We start from the raw sequence: 17,172 nt of genomic DNA on the forward strand, positions 1-17,172 counted from the left end.
AAACTTTCAAATACAACCTTTTATTTTGAGTCAGTGATGGATGAAGAGGTTAGGGAGAAATTGCTGAAAGCCGGGGAGATATTGCGAACTGCAGTCAACGAGGCTGTTGAGAAGATATCACCGGGAGTGAAGTTACTCGAAGTGGCAGAATTTGTGGAGAACAGAATTGAAGAGCTTGGGGGCAAGCCAGCGTTCCCATGCAACATCTCGATAAACAGTGACGCGGCTCATTTTACTCCCAAGAGAGATGACGAGAGGGTGTTTGATGACGGAGATATTGTAAAGCTTGATGTTGGAGCGCATATTGATGGTTACATTGCGGATATGGCTGTAACTGTTGACCTCGGAAGCAACAATGATCTCGTTAAAGCAGCAAAGGACGCTCTTTTTGCTGCGATAGATGTTGTAAAGGCTGGGGTTAGCGTTTCTGAAGTTGGAAAGGCAATTGAGGATGCGATAAAGAGCTACGGGTTTAAACCCATTGTGAATCTGACAGGTCATGGACTTCTGCCCTATCTGACCCACGCTCCACCAAGCATCTACAACTATGCAACTGAGAGGGGAGTGACGCTTGAAGAGGGGATGGTGATAGCAATAGAACCCTTCGCCACAGATGGAGTGGGGAGGGTGGTGGAGAGGGGAGAGTGTGAGATATATAGCATCCTTCAGCCAAGACCTGTGAGGATGAAGCTGGCGAGGGAAATAATAAGGGATGTTCAGGAGAAGTATAAAACTCTCCCCTTTGCAAAACGATGGCTGAGCAAGGCTCCAGAGATAATACTTTCCAAGCTCGTTCGAGAAGGTGTTTTAAGAGCTTACCCAGTCCTCACAGAAGTATCTGGTGGACTTGTGAGTCAGTGGGAGCACACACTAATAGTTGAGGATGGTGGGGCAACCATCACAACAATTTAGAGAACTCCAACTCTCTCAAGCAATTCAATATCGTGGAGAAGTTCTTTTCCGCCAACAGCCTCTATTTTATGATCGAGATTTAGCAGTACAACCTTATCAATCAACTTTTTCGCAACATCAAGTTCGTGTGTCGCAACGATAATTGTTCCATCAAAACTCTTTAGAGTTTCCATGATCTGTCTTCTTGTCTTCCCGTCAACATAGGCTGTTGGTTCGTCAAGCAGTAGAACCTCGGGATTGTAAATCAGGACACTGGCTATCTCAACCTTTTTCTTCTCACCGCCACTCAGTCTGAAGGGTGGCTTATCTGTTATATGCTCAATTCTGAACATTTTCGCGTAAGCTTTCAGAACTCTTTCGAGTTCTTCATCGCTCCACTCAAGCTGTCTCGGAACATACAGCAATTCATCCCTCACGGTGGGGTTGAAAAGAAAATCATCAGGATTCTGAAAAACGACACCTATTCTCCTCCTAATCTCCTCAACATTTTTCTTATCTGGCTCTTTTCCAAAAATCTTAACTCTACCCTCTGTTGGTTTTATTAAACCTGAAAGAAGAAGAATTAGGGTTGATTTTCCGCTTCCGTTAGCTCCTATTAGTCCAATTCTATCTCCACTGTAAACTTCGAGATTAACGTCTCTAACACCTACACTTCCGTCAGGGTATCTGTAGCTGACGTTCTCTGCCTCTATTGTCTTCAGATTATCACCCACCAGAAGGCCGTGAAGCCGACAATCGTTGAGTAAATCAAATCCAGCTTTTTAATTTTTCCTCTATACTCTACAACATTACCACCCCTCGCCTCAATGGCAAGTTGTACCCTTTCAGCCCTCTCAAAACTTCTTAAGAAAAAGAGACCAACGGCCTCTCCACCCTTTCGCCACAAATCCATGTGGCTCCCTTTTGCTACCCTCCTACTCTCTCTTGCCAGAAGAATTGCAAATAGTTCCCTGAACATCAGAATTGCATATCTGTAGGCAATCCAGAGAGCAGAGACGAATGTTTTTGGAACCTTGAAGTATCTCAGTGATGAGCAGAGATCAGCGAAGCTCGTTGTCATGATCAGCATCTGTACTGCGATCAGTGATGCTGCTACCCTGAGGGTGAAGATTACGCCGTATAATGGATTGTAGACTGACAGAGGCAATACAACGATAAAGGAAAAGAGTGTGAATAACCATATCCTCTCAAACATTCTTTTCATATTCAACCCTGCAATTGCCGAGATGACAAGAAGGAAGAGCAAAATCGTAATCACCTTGCTGAGGCTAAAGGTTGAAACTGCAAGGACTACGAAAACAACAGTAGAGACGAGTTTAACCCTTCCGTCTATCTTGTGCAGAGCGCTTTTGTTGGAGTATTCATGAATCAAAAAATTTTGAAAATAGTCTGAAGCCTCCTTTATCGTTCTCTCAAGTAGTTCGTGCATATCGTGCCATTACATATCCGAGAGCTAAAACTATTACTGTCCCTACTATCCCAGCTATTAGAGTTCCTGTATACGGATCAATTCCCGGTACGGTGTAGTCGGGTAGCAGACCTTCGTAAATCGGGTTCTCAGACAATCCCAGCATCTCTGCAGCGTTTTCAAGCGGCTCAGAATATCCAACAAGCTCAGCCGCGTAGGCAAATAGGGGAGAAACGACAATCATAGCAGCGATAACTGCTAAAGCAGTTTTTCCTGGGGCAGCCTTCTCTTCAAGTATATCTGGACGCGAGGAGGCGATGTAGCTCACAACTCCTGCCGTGATTGTGCCTTCCACGATACCGAGTATTCCATGCCACAAGCCCATAACGGGAACTGTAACGCTCAGCCCGTATCCGAAGGATGTTGAGAGGCCTATTTCAATCCCAGCGAAGATTGCGGCAAGAGTTATTCCTATCCAGCCTGCAATGAAGGATGCCGCACTTTTTCCAAATCTTTCAAATGCTCTGTAGGCATAGTAACCCAAAAACACATTTATGACGGCCATGTTCCATACATTTGCTCCAAGTGCCGTTATGCCACCATCCGCAAACACAAGACACTGGATCGTGAGGACAACTGCCATCGCAAGACTTCCAGCATAGGGGCCGAGAAGGATGCCTGCCAATGCTCCACCAACAAAATGGGCAGACGTTCCGCCGGGGATTGGCCAGTTGAGCATCTGTGCGGCAAATATTGCTGCTGCCACTATTCCGAATAGGGGTGTAAACTTCTCATCTCTGAGCCTGTAAATTGAATACCCCAGAACAACCAAGGAGAGTATGTAAAGTATTCCTGCTATGGGTAAATCCAGATATCCGTCGGGTATGTGCAAGTTCTCACCTCGTATTATTTTTTGGAAGATTTTTCACATCAGTTAATAAATATTTTGGTTTTCAGTATTCTTGACCAGCGGGGAAGAATTTACATCAAAGTTTTCCATGATAGAGGAAGTTTACGAATTCTTCTGGAAGTTTCTCAGTCTTAATTCTTTCTTCAACCTCGCTTCTCCTGAACTCCACTTCCTCAAAGTAAACATCCAGATTTCTTGTATCTATCACTGCGAAGCTCGGCTTCTCGTCTCGTCTGTAGTATCCGATAGCTCCCGGACAGACGACCCTACCGTACTTCGTTTCTACAATAAATCTATCTTTTCCGGCAACTACAAGCATTTCATACTTCCTTATCGGCGAAAGAATAGTCTCATAGTAAGCCGTCGGCTGACTCGGTAGGACCTCACCCTTAAGAAGGTCAAAGGGACTCCCGTAGCACATGAAAAACTCGTTGTCTCCAGATTTCTCAGCCACAAATGCTGGAACATAGTTCCTTATCCATTTCCTCCCTTCTCTACCAAGACTTTCGTAGTTCCATTCCACTGCTTTAAGTTCAATCTCTGTAAGCTCCTGATTTAGATTTTCTTTGTCTTCCGAGTATCTCGCGATTGCGTGGTCGTAGATACCGCGAATCGCTTTAATGTAGTCTCCACTTCCTGAGATTAGCTCGTAAACTTCTCTTGCGTAGGGGAAGAACCCGAATATTCCAAGCACGTAGACTTTTTCAATATTCTCTCCGTCCTCTTTAAGCTTCTCTACTTTTCCAAGCATCGCGGACAGAGCAAGCAGGTTTCCATGCAGATTTGATGCAACTGCTATCTTCATAATCATTCCTCCTTGATTTGTTGTCTAATCTAAATGTTCATCTCGTGATCAAGTAGTTTTTCGTTAAACTTTTTATATTCCAGAATGGAGCTTCAAACGTGAAAATAGAGAGGCCAAGAGGAACAAGGGATTTTCTGCCAGGTGAGATGGAGAAGAGGAGAGAAGTTGAGAGTAGGATGAGAAAGATCGCGGAAAGCTTTGGATACAGGGAAATCGCAACCCCTACATTCGAACATCTTGAACTTTTTACCCTGAAATCCGGAGAAGGGATAGTGGATGAAATGTATGTCTTTGCAGATAAATCTGGTAGAGAACTTGCATTGCGACCTGAACTGACCGCACCAGTTATGAGGATGTTCGTGAATGAATGCAGCGTCATGCCACGTCCGCTCAGGTTTTACTACTTTGCCAACTGCTTCAGATACGAAAGGCCGCAAAAAGGTAGGTATAGGGAATTCTGGCAATTCGGTGTTGAGCTTATTGGTTCGGATTCATACCTCGCAGATGCTGAGGTCATAAATCTTGCTTACCAAATTCTTGAGAACCTTGGGCTGGAATTCGAACTTCAAGTCGGACATGTAGGTATTCTCAGATCCCTACTCAGCCCGCTTGGAAACGATAAAGCTTCGAAGATCATGAGGTTAGTGGACAAGGGGGATGAGGAGGGTTTGTTAGACTACATGGATGATATTGGGGTTGGACAGGATTTGAAAGAAAAAGTTCTGAGCATAATAGACCTGAAGGGCGATGAGGGAGTAATTGATGAGGCAAAGGAGCTGATTTCCTTTGATTTTACACACCTTGAAAATCTTTCCGGAATTCTGCATGAGCTTGGAGTTGAATTTGAGTTTAACCTTGGAATAGCAAGAGGACTTGATTACTACACTGGCGTTGTTTTCGAATGTTATGCAGAAGGACTTGGGGCACAAAAGCAGGTTTGTGGAGGGGGGAGTTACGAACTTTCGTCGCTTTTTGGAGGGCCAAAGGCACCATCAACGGGTTTTGCGATAGGATTTGACAGGGTTTGCGAGGTCTGCAATGTTAAGGCCAAAAAAGATGTAACAATTGCCGTAATCTCTCTTAGGGGATTTGAAAGCCACGCCTTCAGGATTGCAAACAGAATTAGGGAAAAAGGGTTGAGAGTTGTTGTAGACGTTATGGGAAGGAGCTTAAAGAAGCAGATGAGTTTCGCAAGCGAGATAGGTGCTGATTATGCCGTTATCATTGGCCCAGATGAGATTGAAAAGGGTGTTGTGACTGTTAAAAATATGGAAACGCAGGAACAGAAGACTTTGAGCGAAGAAGAGGCTATCACCACCTTTCTCTCCAGAACGAAGGGATGAAGAGGGAAACCACGGTGAATATCTCAAGCCTGCCGATCCACATGTTCATAGACAGTAATAGCTTAATACTCTCTGGAAAAGACGCGTAATTCTCTGATGCCCCTGCAAGTCCCATTCCCGGCCCAACGTTGCCGAGAGTTGCTGCTGTTGCTGACATCGAGGTTAGGATGTCGTAACCAATAAGAGAAATGATGAGGGAGGAGATAGCGAAGATTAAAATGTAGAGAACAAAGAAGGCTGCAATATCATCAAGAACCTCCTTTTTTATTGCCTTTCCCTCAAATTTTACTGCTCTAACTGTTCTTGGCTCAGCAGCCCTCAGAATCTGCTGAATTGAATACTTCATGAGCAGGTAGACTCTCACGACCTTCATTCCTCCACCAGTTGACCCACTCGACCCTCCGATAAACATCAGCATGAGGAGAACGAGTTTGGCTGAATCGCTCCAGCTATCGAAGTCTGCAGTTGTGTATCCGGTGGTGGTCATAATCGAAATGGATTGAAAGGTTGAGAAGCGAAACGAGTCGAGCAGGCTGTATTTGTCGAGATTGAGGATTGTGAGGGATAAGGATGCAATCACAAGGAAGGCAACATATACTCTGAATTCGGAATTTCTCAGCATGGTAAAGTTTCCTCTAAAGGCAAAGTATATTAGTGCAAAGTTCATACCGCCGAGGAATGCGAACAGAGCAATGACAGATTCTACGTAGGGATTTGAGAAATAAGCAATGCTCTCTGAATGTGTGGAGTATCCTCCAGTGGAGAGGGTTGTGAATGTGTGGTTTACGGCATCGAAAAGAGAAAGACCGAGAATGTAAAGGGCTGAAATTTCGAGAATTGTGAGAGTTAAATAGACCTTGTAGAGAGAAAGAGCGGTATCCCTAATTCTTGGCTTTATTTTTGACAGTGTAACTCCCGGATACTCAGCCTGAAAGAGGACTGCACTCCTCCTCGCTACATTTGGAAAAATGGCGAGAAAAAGGACGATAATGCCCATACCACCTATCCACTGTGTCAGGCTCCTCCACAGGAGAAGGGATTTTGGAAGCTCCTCGGGAATCAGAACTGATGCTCCGGTAGTTGTGAAGCCCGACATGGACTCAAAGAATGCATCAATAGGAGGTATATGATGGGCAATGTAGGGGATAGCCCCAAACACCGACATCAGGAGCCAGATAAGAGCAACTATCGCAAAACTTTCTTTATGTCTGAGAGACTCAAACTCGCCCTTGGTTTTGAAAGCTTTGCTAAGGAAAAGTCCTGTTGATAAAGATAGGAGAGAAGCAAGAAGAAAGGGGAATACTGATTCATCGTAAATAAAGGCAACGATAAGTGGAAGTATGAAGGAGAGTGAAAACATTGAGAGAAGTTTTCCCAGAAAATTGAGCACGATTCTGATATTCATTCAAATATCTCCTCTATTTTCTCTATCTCGTCCCACCTCGCAAAAACCAGCAGCCTATCGTTTAGCTCCAGCCTTGTATCACCTCTTGGAATCAGACACTCCTCCCTCCTGACGACAGTTCCTATTATCGCATCTTCGGGCAGGTCAAGCTCTTTGAAGGACTTACCGACAAGTTTTGGATTCTTTACTACGACCTCTATCACCGCAGTCCCCTCAATTTCGGCGACAGTCTCTATCTGCATTCTTCTCAGCAGCTTGTTTACCTCGTGATATGTGACGCTTCTTGGATTCAAGGCTACATCCACCCCTACAGCCTCAAAAAGCTTGACATATTCTCTTTTCTCCACCTTTGCAATCGCCGTTCTTGCACCGAGATTTTTTGATAGCAAGGATATTAGCAAGTTCTTTTCATCACTCTCAGTGGTGGCAACAACAGCATCTGATTTTCCGACCTCCTCTTCGACAAGAAACTCAAGGTCAGTTGCATCCCCACAAACGATCTTTACATTTTCGAGTTCTGCACTCAAGCTCTCGCACTTTTCCATACTCGACTCGATCAGCTTTACACTCATCCTACCTTTCCCGAGAATTCTGGCAATGTAGCTTCCAATTGTTCCAGCACCGAATATTACAACCCTTCTTGTCACGGGTGGACCAAACACACCCTTCAGAGCTTCGATGTCCTCGGTTCTACCCACAACCGCCACTCTATCTCCTGCCCTCAAGACTGTGTCACCTCTCGGAATCTCGATCTCACCGTTGCGGTAAACAGACGTTATGATTACATTTGGAGGCAAATTCAAATCCCTTATCTTCGTCCCGTCTGCTCGCGAATTCTTCATAACCTGTAGCTCAATCATTTCGACCCTTCCACCGCTGAAGGTCACGATTTCAATGGCACCCGGAATTCCGATGAGTCTCGCAGCTTCATGAGCTAAGGCAAGCTGTGGACAGAGAATGACATCAAAGCCAAGAGGGTGGTCTCTAACAATTGGTTTCTCCACATATTCAGGATTTTCAACTCTCACGATAACGTTCTTCGCTCCAACCTTTTTAGCAGCAAGTCCTGAGAGCAGGTTTGCCTCATCATTGCCAGTTACCGCAAGAAAAACGTCCGCTTTTTCAACTTCAGCCTCCTTCAAAATTTTTGAATTGGCTGCGTTACCTTGGATTGTTACAACATCAAGTTCAGATACTCTCTCGTATCTCGAATAGTCTTTTTCAATTACAATGACATCGTGATTCGATGCGAGGGACATGGCGAGGCTGTATCCAACCTCACCTGCACCCGCAATCACTATTCGCATATCTCCACCCGATTGAGTCGGCTTATTAACCTTTTATGTTGAATCTCAGAAGTGCAGCTATACCTCCAAGGCTCATCAATCTTTTACCCGGCTCGAATTCTGTGCTCATTATCACAACCTTTCCACCAGACTCCTCCACTTCCTTCAGCAAGTCGTCAATGTCCCACTTCTCCCTCTCTTCCAGCAAAAATTCATCGGCAACAAGCAAAACCTCAATCGCTCTGTAGTTGTGTGCTTCTCTAACCTCATCAAGTCCGTAAGCAACCCTATCGTCTTTGGCAATCCCTTCAAGCAGTTTGTCTATATACTCTGCTTCCTCTGCGAGCCTTATCTCGCCAACAATTTTGTCCACAACTCTCCTTTTCAGTATCTCAATGAACCCTCTTGAGCCGGTTGAGGAGGTGTCAACGACAATGGCCTTTTTCGCCGTTTCTGGATGTCTATCCTTCAAAAAATCAAGAAAGTCGTTCTTCGCAAATCCGGGCCCTGCAATGATAAGATACCTGAAATCAATGTTCTCCAGTTTTGCCGCAACCTCTCCAAAAAACTCTTTCCTGCTGTCTCCCATCCCCTTGCCGTAGCCCATTCTTTCCTCGAAAATCTCCTCCACCCCCCACTGCTTTAAAACTCCTGCAACCGCGTAACCCTCCTCAATGGTGAGCATCACGATTTCTGGACGGTTTGAGTCTTCGACTGCCTTTCTTAACCTTTCAAGCTGTTCATTCTTCCATTTCTTGATTATGCTAAGCTCCTTGCCTGTGGTGATGTTTAAGGTGTGATAACCGGATTCATCAATTCCCGCTACTATTCTGCCGGAAATCCTCAAACGGTTGGCGAACTTGTGGAACTCTACCTTCTCCACTTCAATGCCCAATCTTACAGTGATCATCTCCTTGTCGCTTCTCAGCTTGTCGCTGCTCTGACTTGCTCTCTTGGTGGTGGCAAACACTATGTCTCCCTTCTCGATTATAAACCTGAGATGCCATAAATCGTCGAGGGTTTCTGGAATAAGCTTTATCTCCCCCTCGTTACCCCTTAGATTCTCTTCAACAATCTGCACATCAAGGGTTGGATTACAGTTTTTAAAAGTGTTAGCGTAGTAGTTTTGTGATAGATGAGGGGAGGGTGGAAGAGTTTGCAAGGATTGTGAGGAGGCTAAGATACCAGCCAATCTCGTTTGACAACCTCGAGCTGTTTCCGGAGCCTGATGGTTTTATCTATCCAAACTATATCTTTTTCATGGTTGCGATAGACCACAGGACGGGCTTTGATGATGTTGACTTCAAGTATCACGGCTCCGATCTGCTTTTTTATCTGGCAAGAAAAAAGCAGGCTGAAGCTCCAGATTTTTTCACAGCTAAAAACCTCGTCAAGGTTAACATTGGGGAGTTGAGGCGTGTTTTCACCTTTGAGGGAAAGGAAGTCAGCAGGCTGGAGGAAAGGGTTTACCTTCTTAGGGATTGCGCAAAGAAGCTTCTTGAGATTTATCAGGGAGATTTCATGAACCTCCTTCACCGCTCAGGTTTCAGGGCAGAGAGGATTCGAGAGAGGTTGAAGATGTTCAGGGCTTACGAGGACCCTTTGATGAAGAAAAGCTTTTTGCTACTAAAAATCCTGAAGAGGCAGGGTTTCGGGATTGAGGGAAGGTTTGAGTTTCCTGTAGATAGTGTGCTCGTCAGATTGGCAATCTCGTCCAGAATAATCAAACCGGAAAAGGAAGTGATGAAGAAGATCGAGGCTGGAGTGATGCTGGATGAGAAAGAGACGGAATTGCTGAGAAGGCAAACGCAAAAAGCACTGCTGATGGTTTCCGAAAAAGCCGGAGTTGAGCCGGATGTGCTCGACGATGTGCTTTGGACTTACGGCAGGGAGCTTGACGCAGAAAACATCAAAACACCGCTGGATGAAAGGGTTGATGAGAGCGCGTTGAGGGATTTTGTTGGGCTTGTGCGGGAGGGATTGGTGAGAAAAATTAAGTTTCCTTCGAGCTGGTATTTTTGAGTGTTCAAATTGAGACTTGAATTCGTCAGGCTTTACGTGAGATGGGTTAAATCCGTCCCGAACAGGGTTTGAAGTGAGCAACAGGCTTTTTTGTGAACAGTCTGATTGAAAGCAGTAAAAACATCATGATGTCTCCAGTAGGTATTTGGAGATGAAGGAGAGGGTGAGAAGAAGAAAAATGTCTGCAAATCTCTTTTACAAAGCAATTCGAAAGAGAAGATTTAAGTCACCTAATTGCAATATTAAATAGTTGGAATAGCTCATGGAGTCTAAACCCAACTCCTGAAGGGAGGGCGGATGAAGATAAAAATTGAGGTTTCAAGCGGGCAAAACAGGAAATTGCTCGTAGATTTTCTTTCAGATAGGTATGAGATCGTAAATGAAGATTTCGATCTGCTCATCGTTGATAGTGTAAGGCTGAAGCAGAGATGGGGGGAAATTGAGAGGTTGAAGAATAAAAGCAGAGAATTTCTGCCAGTTTTGCTGATAACAACGAGAGAGGACATTGAGCTTGCAAAAGAGCATATCTGGAAAAGAGTTGATGAGGTGGTTGTTGAACCGGTGGAGAAGATTGAGCTTCTCACAAGAATAGAAATTCTGCTAAGGGCGAGAAAGCAAGCTCTGGAATTGAGAAAGTACGCTGAAATGCTTGAGCTCGGACTGCTTTTCGAATCAATCGGACATCCGGTTGTTGTCATCAGCCCGGATTTTGAGATACTCTATGCAAATAGAACTGCGAAGGAGTTGTTGAAGGATAAGGGGATTTCAAAGATTGAGGGGGAAAAGTGCTACAGAGTTTTTCATGGAAGGGATGAGCCGGCAGAGAACTGCCCATGTTTGGGGGCTTTGAAAAATGGAGAGTTTAGGGCAGAAGAAATGGAAGTGGAGACACTTGGCGGAACGTATCTTGTATCCGTCACTCCCGTTTATCGAGAGGGTAAACTTGAGAAGATAATACACATCGCTGTTGACATAACAGAATTAAAGGAAGCAAGGAAGCGAATTGAAATGCTCTATAAAGCAAACAGAATTATGCACGAAGTAGAAAGAGCGATTCTTTCAGCAGAAGATGTTAGTGGAATTCTGAAGACAGTCACAAAGAGGCTTTCAGAGCTTTTACCGCTTAAAGGAACCGGGATAACCCTGTTTGAGGATGGGAAAGCGAAGGTTGTCGCTGTTAAAGGATCAGAGATTTTCAGAGAGGGGGATGTTTTGAACTTTAAAAAGCTTGAAGAGGTTGTGAAAGTTCTGGGTGCTGGAAAGCCGTGGGTTGTGAACAGAATTAAAGGGGAAACGGAAGGAGAGAAACTTCTGATGAGGGAAGGGATAAAATCCTTTGCCCTCATACCGATAATTGCCGATGATTTGCTCGGTTCGATAAATCTCGCGTCCATTAAGGAAAATGCCTTTACCGGTGAAATGATTGAAATACTGCAGGAAGTGGCTCAATCAGTTGCTCTTGCTGTAAGAAGCACTCAAATCAGAAGAAAGCTCGAAGAAAGTGAAGAGATGTTCAGAAAGCTGGCAGAAAATGCACAGGTTGGTGTTGACATAATCCAGAATGATGTCTTTATTTACGTCAACAGAAAATTTGCAGAGATGCTGGGATACAAGCCGGAAGAACTGATTGGGAGGAATCCAGCGGAATTCATTCATCCAGAGGACAGAGAAGTTTACGAGAGGTATTACAGGGAAAGGGTGAGCGGGAAGAAAGATCATGTAAATTACAAGCTGAGGATCGTCAGAAGAGATGGAAAAACAAGAATTCTGGACGCTTATGGGTCGAGGGTTGAAGTTGAAGGAAAGCCTGCGGTCGTTGGGATTTCTGTTGATGTGACTGAAGAGGAGAAAATGAAGGAGGAGCTTGAAAACTACGCTAAGAACCTCGAAAGAATGATTAAGGAAAGAACTAAACAGCTCGCTGAAAGTGAGGCGAGATACAGAAGTCTTGTGGAATCCCCCATCGTTGCCTTCTGGGAAGCGGATGCCAGTGGAGTTTTCACCTTCGTAAACGACAGACTGCTTGAGATGTCTGGATACACGAGAGACGAGGTTGTTGGAAAGATGACAATGTTTGACCCAATAGCGCCAGAACTCAGAGAGTGGCTGGCTGAAAGGATAAGACTTCATAAGGAAAGAAAGCTATTTGCTGATGTTGTTGAGGCGGAGCTAATCAGAAAGGATGGTTCTCGCTTCCATGTTCTCGTCTCCCCCTCGCCAATTTATGATGAGAGAGGAAATCTGGTTAAAATTGTGGGAGCGATGATAGATATAACGGACAGGAAGAGGGCTGAAGAGAGGCTTAAGCAGACTCTTGAAGAGCTGAAGAGGGTAAATGAAGAACTTGAAACTTATGTTAATGCAATCTCTCACGACTTGAAAGCCCCACTCCGCAACCTTCAGGGCTATGTAACAGCGATGTTGGAAGATTATGGAGAGAAGGTTGATGAAGGGATGAAGTTCTATCTCAGCAGAATTGACAGGCTCGCTGAAAGAATGGATTCGCTTGTAAATGATCTACTCGAATATGCAAGAATATCAAAGCATTCCCTTACTACAACCAGAGTTGATGTCAGCTCGGTAATTAAAGATGTTCTTGAGCATCTCGAGGATGAGATCCACAGTAAGGATGCGAAAATTGAGATTGCCGAGATGCATCCTGTTAAAGGAGACAGGAAGCTACTTTTCACCATCATGCTCAATCTGATCTCCAACGCCCTCAAGTTTGTAGAGAAAGATGTGAAACCTGAAATAAAAATATGGAGTGAGAGAATAAACGGGAGAGTCAGAATTTTTGTAAGGGACAACGGAATAGGTATACCGGAACAGTATCACGAGAGGATATTCAACATATTTGAAAGACTGCACGGCGAGGAAGTTTATCCCGGCACAGGCGTTGGGCTGGCGATTGTGAAAAAGGCAGTTGAGATTATTGGAGGTGAAGTTGGTCTGCAATCCAGAGTGGGGGAAGGCTCAACCTTCTGGATTGAGCTGGAGGTGTGGGAGGATGGAAATGGAGAGAATACTTCTGGTTGAGGATAACACGGATGACATATTCATGGTAAGGAAGGCATTCCAGAAGGCTGGAATAGTCAACCCTCTGGATGTTGTGAATGATGGGGAGAAGGCTATTGAATATTTGAGGAGCAACACCCCTGTAATAATCCTGCTCGACCTCAAGCTACCAAAAATCTCAGGTTTTGAAGTGCTGAAGTGGATTAAATCGAGAGAGAGGCTGAAAAGGATTCCCGTTATTGTGCTCGCCTCATCAAGAAACGGAGAGGATATAAACAGAGCCTATGATCTGGGAGCAAACTCCTATATTACAAAACCTGTTCGCTTCGAGGATTTACTGAATCTCAGCAAACATATAAATATTTACTGGTTAATGTTAAATGAGAGACCCGAGGTTTGAAAGAATGAGATTGTTGATAGCTGACGAATCCTGATGACAGGCATCTGGCAAAACACTTGCCTGTTGCATACTCCCCTCCTCAAACTGACGGAAGTTTTTAAATACACTTAAATACACTTATGTTATGGCACACAAAACCCTGACAATATCAGAGGAGGCTTATAATGCACTAAAGAAATTGAAAAAGAGAGGAGAGTCTTTTAGTGATGTTATCCTAAGGATAACAAAAAGTGTGAGCTTGTTGGAATACGTAGAATCAGCAGAATTTCCGCAGGAGCTGGCAGACAATATCGAAGAAGTTTACAGGGAAAGGGAGATGGTAAAAAGCCGGGCTGTTGAACTTTAATTTAAGTAGGTGTGTTAATGGTCTGCCTCGAAACGGACTTCCTCGTAGCCCTCATACGTAAAGACTCAAACGCCGTAGAGAAGTTAAGGAAACTGGTTGAAAGTGGAGAAAGACTTGCAACCACACCAATAAACGCTGCCGAGCTTTTCAAGGGAGCATATAGGTCGAAGAATTTGGATGAGAACTTGAAGAAGGTCAGGGGAATTTTAAACAGGCTGGATTTACTCGATTTTAACATAAATGCTTCAGACATTTACGGCCAGATAATATCGGAACTTGAGAAAAAGGGGGAGCCAATAGGAGAGATGGATACATTAATTGCAAGCATAGCGTTAGCACATAATGAAAGAATAGTGACGAGAAACGTCAAACATTTTAGCCGTATTAAAGGTTTGGAAATTGAAAGCTGGTAGTGGTAAACTGTTACTTTAAAGTTAGCATAACTCACTGCAAATTCATATTGCAAAACCTGTTCGCTTCGAGGATTTACTGAATCTCAGCAAACATATAAATATTTACTGGTTAATGTTAAATGAGAGACCCGAGGTTTGAAAGAATGAGATTGTTGATAGCTGATGACAACCCTGACGACAGGCATCTGGCGGTCAGGGAGCTTAGAAAACACTTCGGTGATTTGGAGGTAGTTGAGATTTTATCCGAGAACGACCTTAAAAAAGCCCTTGAGAACTTCAATTTTGACATTGTTTTGACAGACTACAGGCTGAGGTGGGGGACAGGATTTGATGTCCTGAATGCGGTTCGTAAGGTCTCTCCATACACTCCTGTTATCATGCTAACTCTTACAGGAAATGAAGCAACAGCAGTTGAGGCGATGAAGGCAGGATTTGATGACTATGTTCTGAAGTCACCCAAGCACATAGTCAAGCTTCCAGTTGCAGTGGAGGCGGTGATTGAAAAAAAGAGGAAAGAGATGGAAGCAGATGAATATCTCAGGAGACTCAGAGAGAGTGAAAGAAAATACAGGGAGCTGTGGGATAATGCGAACGATAACTTCTTCATAATCACACCCGATGGCTTATTCTTAGATGCAAATTTGGCGGCACTTAACACGATTGGTCTCTCACGGGAAGATTTGGGTAAGATAAGAATTGAGGACATCGTGGATGAAGAATTTCTAAAGCCAGTAAAAGAGAGAATAAGAAAGATTGTTGAAACCAAAGACCCATTAGAGCCTATAGAAATAAGGGTGAAGAGAAAGGATGGCAAGAAACTCTGGATAGAACTACGATCTCGCCCAATAGTTAAGAATGGGTGGGTTGTAGCAATACACGGAATAGCAAGGGATGTAACGAAAAGGAAAGAATACGAAGAGGAGATAGGGAGATTAAACAGACTTCTCAAAATAGTCCACGAGATAAACGATTCGCTTGTCAGAGAAAAAGACGAAGATAGTTTGGTGAAAGCGATAGGCGACAACCTTTCCAAGTTTTACACATCGGTTTTTGTGGGGATTGCAATGGATGGAGAGCTGAAGTTCTATCCCCCTCTTGATGAATCTGCATGTGGGGAGGAAGCTCTAACAAATGGGGAGGTTATGAGGCTCAGTCCAAATAAACACATTGATGGATGCAGACACCTCCCTCTCCACGGTCACCTTTTCGCCCTTGTGGTTCCAATGATGTATAATGATAAAGTTAAGGGAGTTTTGATAATCCACTCAGAAATGCCTTTCACCGATGATGAGGTTGAAATTCTGACAACACTCTCTTACGACATTACCTTTGCAATAAACGCGATACAGCTCGAGGAAGAGAAATTTCTCGCCTACACCCAGATTGAAAGGAACATCGAGCAGTTTGCAATTCTTGTTGATCAGATCAGAAATCCTCTTGCTGCTGCGAGTTTAATTGCGGAAGTTGAAATTGAGGATGAGAAAACGAAGGAAAAAATTTTATTCCAGCTAAAAAGAATTGAGGAGGTTATAAAAAAGCTCGATAGGGGCTGGCTGGAATCTGAGAACGTCAGGGACTTTCTCAGGAAGAGCTGGGAAAAAGTTAAATGATTCCCTCCCTCTTAAGATCATCCAGATCATCTCTTCCCAGTCCAAGCAGGTTGTGGTAAACGAAGTAGTTGTTCTCTCCAATCTCCTTTCCAAGCCATTTAAGCTTGTATGGAGTTTCGCTGAGTCTCCAGGGTGTGCTGGGAATCAACAGGTTTTGGTATTTTGAATCCCGGTAAATTCTGAACAGCTTTTTGTTCCACCAGAATTCATCTTCAAGCACTTCCTTCGGTGTCATGACCTTTGCGTATATCGCAACGCCCTCCTTCCCTTCTTCCTTCCACTTTACCATCCTCTCTGCCAGCTCCCTGAACGTGAACTTCTTTATTGCCTCTTGAACATCTTTGTATGCCTGCTTTTGCTTTTCAAGAGGTATTCTGTCGAAAACAGTCGGATACTTCTCTATCAAGTGCTCCGCTTCGATCTGAGTGACCAGAGCTTTAAAGTTGGCATCTGTGTAGCCCGAAGCGAAGGCGTAGCCGTCTTTAATCTCGTAAAAGGCGTAACTGAACACTCCAGCATCGAGCGGTAAAAAGCCCTCAAGCGACTCGTTGAAGGCGTGGGGGAATATTAGATGCATTCCTATCTTGTTGATCGCCTCCGTTGAAGTTACATCTATCATCTGCCCCTCTCCCGTTCTGCTGCGGTAAATCAGGGCAAGCAGGACACCACAAGCCCCCCACATTCCTGCATAGTAGTAAGCCATCCAGAAACCCGGTGCAGTAGGAAGGTTGTATGGCTCGCCTGCTTCTGGCAGCTCTTTGGTCATGTACATGTATCCTGACTCAGCAAGGCCGAGAAGATTTGAATCTGGTATTTTCGCACATTCCTCTGCCTTTGGTCCGAAGTGACCGTGAGATGAGAAGGCCAAGTAGATCAGTCTGGGATTTATTTCCCTAAGCTGCCTGTATCCTATTCCCCTGTCATCCATCCATCCCGGTGGGAACGATTCTATCAGAACGTCCACCCTTCTAACCATCCTCTTTAGAAGCTCTCTTCCCTCCTCTTTTTCGAGATTTAGCGTTATGAACATCTTATTCCTCGTTTCAATAAGAAAATCAAGTCCCGTGTTTCTGAAATAAAACTCGCCAAAGGGTGTAACTTCTCTGAGAGGGTCTCCATCTGGAGGCTCCACCTTTATAACCTCAGCCCCCAGTTCAGCAAGAATCGAGGAGGCGAACATCGCTGATGGACTTGCCATGCTTACATCCAGAACTCTCAGCCCATCAAGCGCATCATCCTTAAATTTTGCCACATCAGGGTCTGTAATCATCTTGGCATATTCTCTCCAGTCCATATC

General features: G+C 44.3%; 16 protein-coding genes. 8 read left to right on the top strand and 8 right to left on the bottom strand.

Annotated features, from left to right (window positions below; all coding sequences use genetic code 11):
• The first annotated feature begins 36 nt into the window (after positions 1-36).
• Entirely contained in the window at positions 37-912 is an 876-nt protein-coding gene (map, locus tag BP688_RS11455) for a type II methionyl aminopeptidase (RefSeq protein ID WP_290598157.1), read from the top strand.
• Here map and BP688_RS11460 read toward each other — a convergent pair.
• The 4 genes from BP688_RS11460 to BP688_RS11475 all read right to left on the bottom strand — a co-directional run bounded on the left by BP688_RS11460 (position 909) and on the right by BP688_RS11475 (position 4,035).
• Positions 909-1,625, bottom strand: a complete 717-nt coding sequence (locus BP688_RS11460; protein ID WP_290598156.1) for an energy-coupling factor ABC transporter ATP-binding protein — start codon at positions 1,623-1,625, stop codon at positions 909-911. The genes map and BP688_RS11460 overlap by 4 nt on opposite strands.
• Positions 1,610-2,341, bottom strand: coding sequence for a cobalt ECF transporter T component CbiQ (cbiQ, locus tag BP688_RS11465; protein ID WP_290598155.1), 732 nt, complete (start codon positions 2,339-2,341; stop codon positions 1,610-1,612). The genes BP688_RS11460 and cbiQ overlap by 16 nt, the downstream gene beginning before the upstream one ends.
• Positions 2,325-3,212, bottom strand: a complete 888-nt coding sequence (locus BP688_RS11470) for an energy-coupling factor ABC transporter permease (RefSeq protein WP_290598154.1) — start codon at positions 3,210-3,212, stop codon at positions 2,325-2,327. The genes cbiQ and BP688_RS11470 overlap by 17 nt, the downstream gene beginning before the upstream one ends.
• A gap of 94 nt (positions 3,213-3,306) precedes the next feature.
• A complete protein-coding gene (locus BP688_RS11475; protein ID WP_290598153.1) occupies positions 3,307-4,035 on the bottom strand; it encodes a metallophosphoesterase family protein in 729 nt (242 codons plus the stop codon).
• Positions 4,036-4,133: 98 nt separating this feature from the next.
• Here BP688_RS11475 and hisS point away from each other — a divergent pair, with 98 nt between their 5' ends.
• Positions 4,134-5,378, top strand: coding sequence for a histidine--tRNA ligase (gene hisS, locus BP688_RS11480; RefSeq protein ID WP_290598152.1), 1,245 nt, complete (start codon positions 4,134-4,136; stop codon positions 5,376-5,378).
• Here hisS and BP688_RS11485 read toward each other — a convergent pair.
• Genes BP688_RS11485 through BP688_RS11495 form a run of 3 tightly spaced genes read right to left on the bottom strand, consistent with a single transcriptional unit; the run spans position 5,347 to position 9,150 of the window.
• Entirely contained in the window at positions 5,347-6,783 is a 1,437-nt protein-coding gene (locus BP688_RS11485; RefSeq protein ID WP_290598151.1) for a TrkH family potassium uptake protein, read from the bottom strand. The two genes, hisS and BP688_RS11485, sit on opposite strands and share 32 nt — an antisense overlap.
• Positions 6,780-8,090: a Trk system potassium transporter TrkA gene (trkA, locus tag BP688_RS11490; protein ID WP_290623335.1), complete on the bottom strand. Its 1,311-nt coding sequence runs from the start codon at positions 8,088-8,090 to the stop codon at positions 6,780-6,782. The genes BP688_RS11485 and trkA overlap by 4 nt, the downstream gene beginning before the upstream one ends.
• Before the next feature lie 25 nt (positions 8,091-8,115).
• The gene (locus BP688_RS11495) at positions 8,116-9,150 is read right to left on the bottom strand and encodes an mRNA surveillance protein pelota (protein ID WP_290623334.1); all 1,035 of its coding nucleotides are present in this window, start codon (positions 9,148-9,150) and stop codon (positions 8,116-8,118) included.
• Positions 9,151-9,197: 47 nt separating this feature from the next.
• On the opposite strand from BP688_RS11495, the gene BP688_RS11500 reads away from it, so the two are divergent.
• From BP688_RS11500 to BP688_RS11525, 6 genes are all read left to right on the top strand, one after another.
• On the top strand, positions 9,198-10,091 hold the full coding sequence (locus BP688_RS11500; RefSeq protein ID WP_290623333.1) for a queuosine salvage family protein: 894 nt from the start codon (positions 9,198-9,200) through the stop codon (positions 10,089-10,091).
• Positions 10,092-10,388: 297 nt separating this feature from the next.
• Positions 10,389-13,127, top strand: coding sequence for a PAS domain S-box protein (locus tag BP688_RS11505; protein ID WP_290623332.1), 2,739 nt, complete (start codon positions 10,389-10,391; stop codon positions 13,125-13,127).
• Complete coding sequence (locus BP688_RS11510; RefSeq protein ID WP_290598269.1) at positions 13,099-13,506, top strand: response regulator; 408 nt, start codon at positions 13,099-13,101, stop codon at positions 13,504-13,506. The genes BP688_RS11505 and BP688_RS11510 overlap by 29 nt, the downstream gene beginning before the upstream one ends.
• 124 nt (positions 13,507-13,630) lie before the next feature.
• A complete protein-coding gene (locus BP688_RS11515) occupies positions 13,631-13,852 on the top strand; it encodes an antitoxin VapB family protein (protein ID WP_290598268.1) in 222 nt (73 codons plus the stop codon).
• 17 nt (positions 13,853-13,869) lie between these two features.
• Entirely contained in the window at positions 13,870-14,265 is a 396-nt protein-coding gene (locus BP688_RS11520) for a type II toxin-antitoxin system VapC family toxin (protein ID WP_290598267.1), read from the top strand.
• A 119-nt stretch (positions 14,266-14,384) separates the two neighbouring features.
• Entirely contained in the window at positions 14,385-15,875 is a 1,491-nt protein-coding gene (locus BP688_RS11525) for a PAS domain S-box protein (protein ID WP_290598266.1), read from the top strand.
• On the opposite strand, the gene BP688_RS11530 is transcribed toward BP688_RS11525, so the two are convergent.
• Positions 15,868-17,169, bottom strand: a complete 1,302-nt coding sequence (locus BP688_RS11530) for a CaiB/BaiF CoA transferase family protein (protein WP_290598265.1) — start codon at positions 17,167-17,169, stop codon at positions 15,868-15,870. The genes BP688_RS11525 and BP688_RS11530 overlap by 8 nt on opposite strands.
• Positions 17,170-17,172: the final 3 nt, after the last annotated feature.

The sequence above is a fragment of the Archaeoglobus sp. UBA230 genome (assembly GCA_002507545.1).
Classification (GTDB): Archaea; Halobacteriota; Archaeoglobi; order Archaeoglobales; family Archaeoglobaceae; genus Archaeoglobus.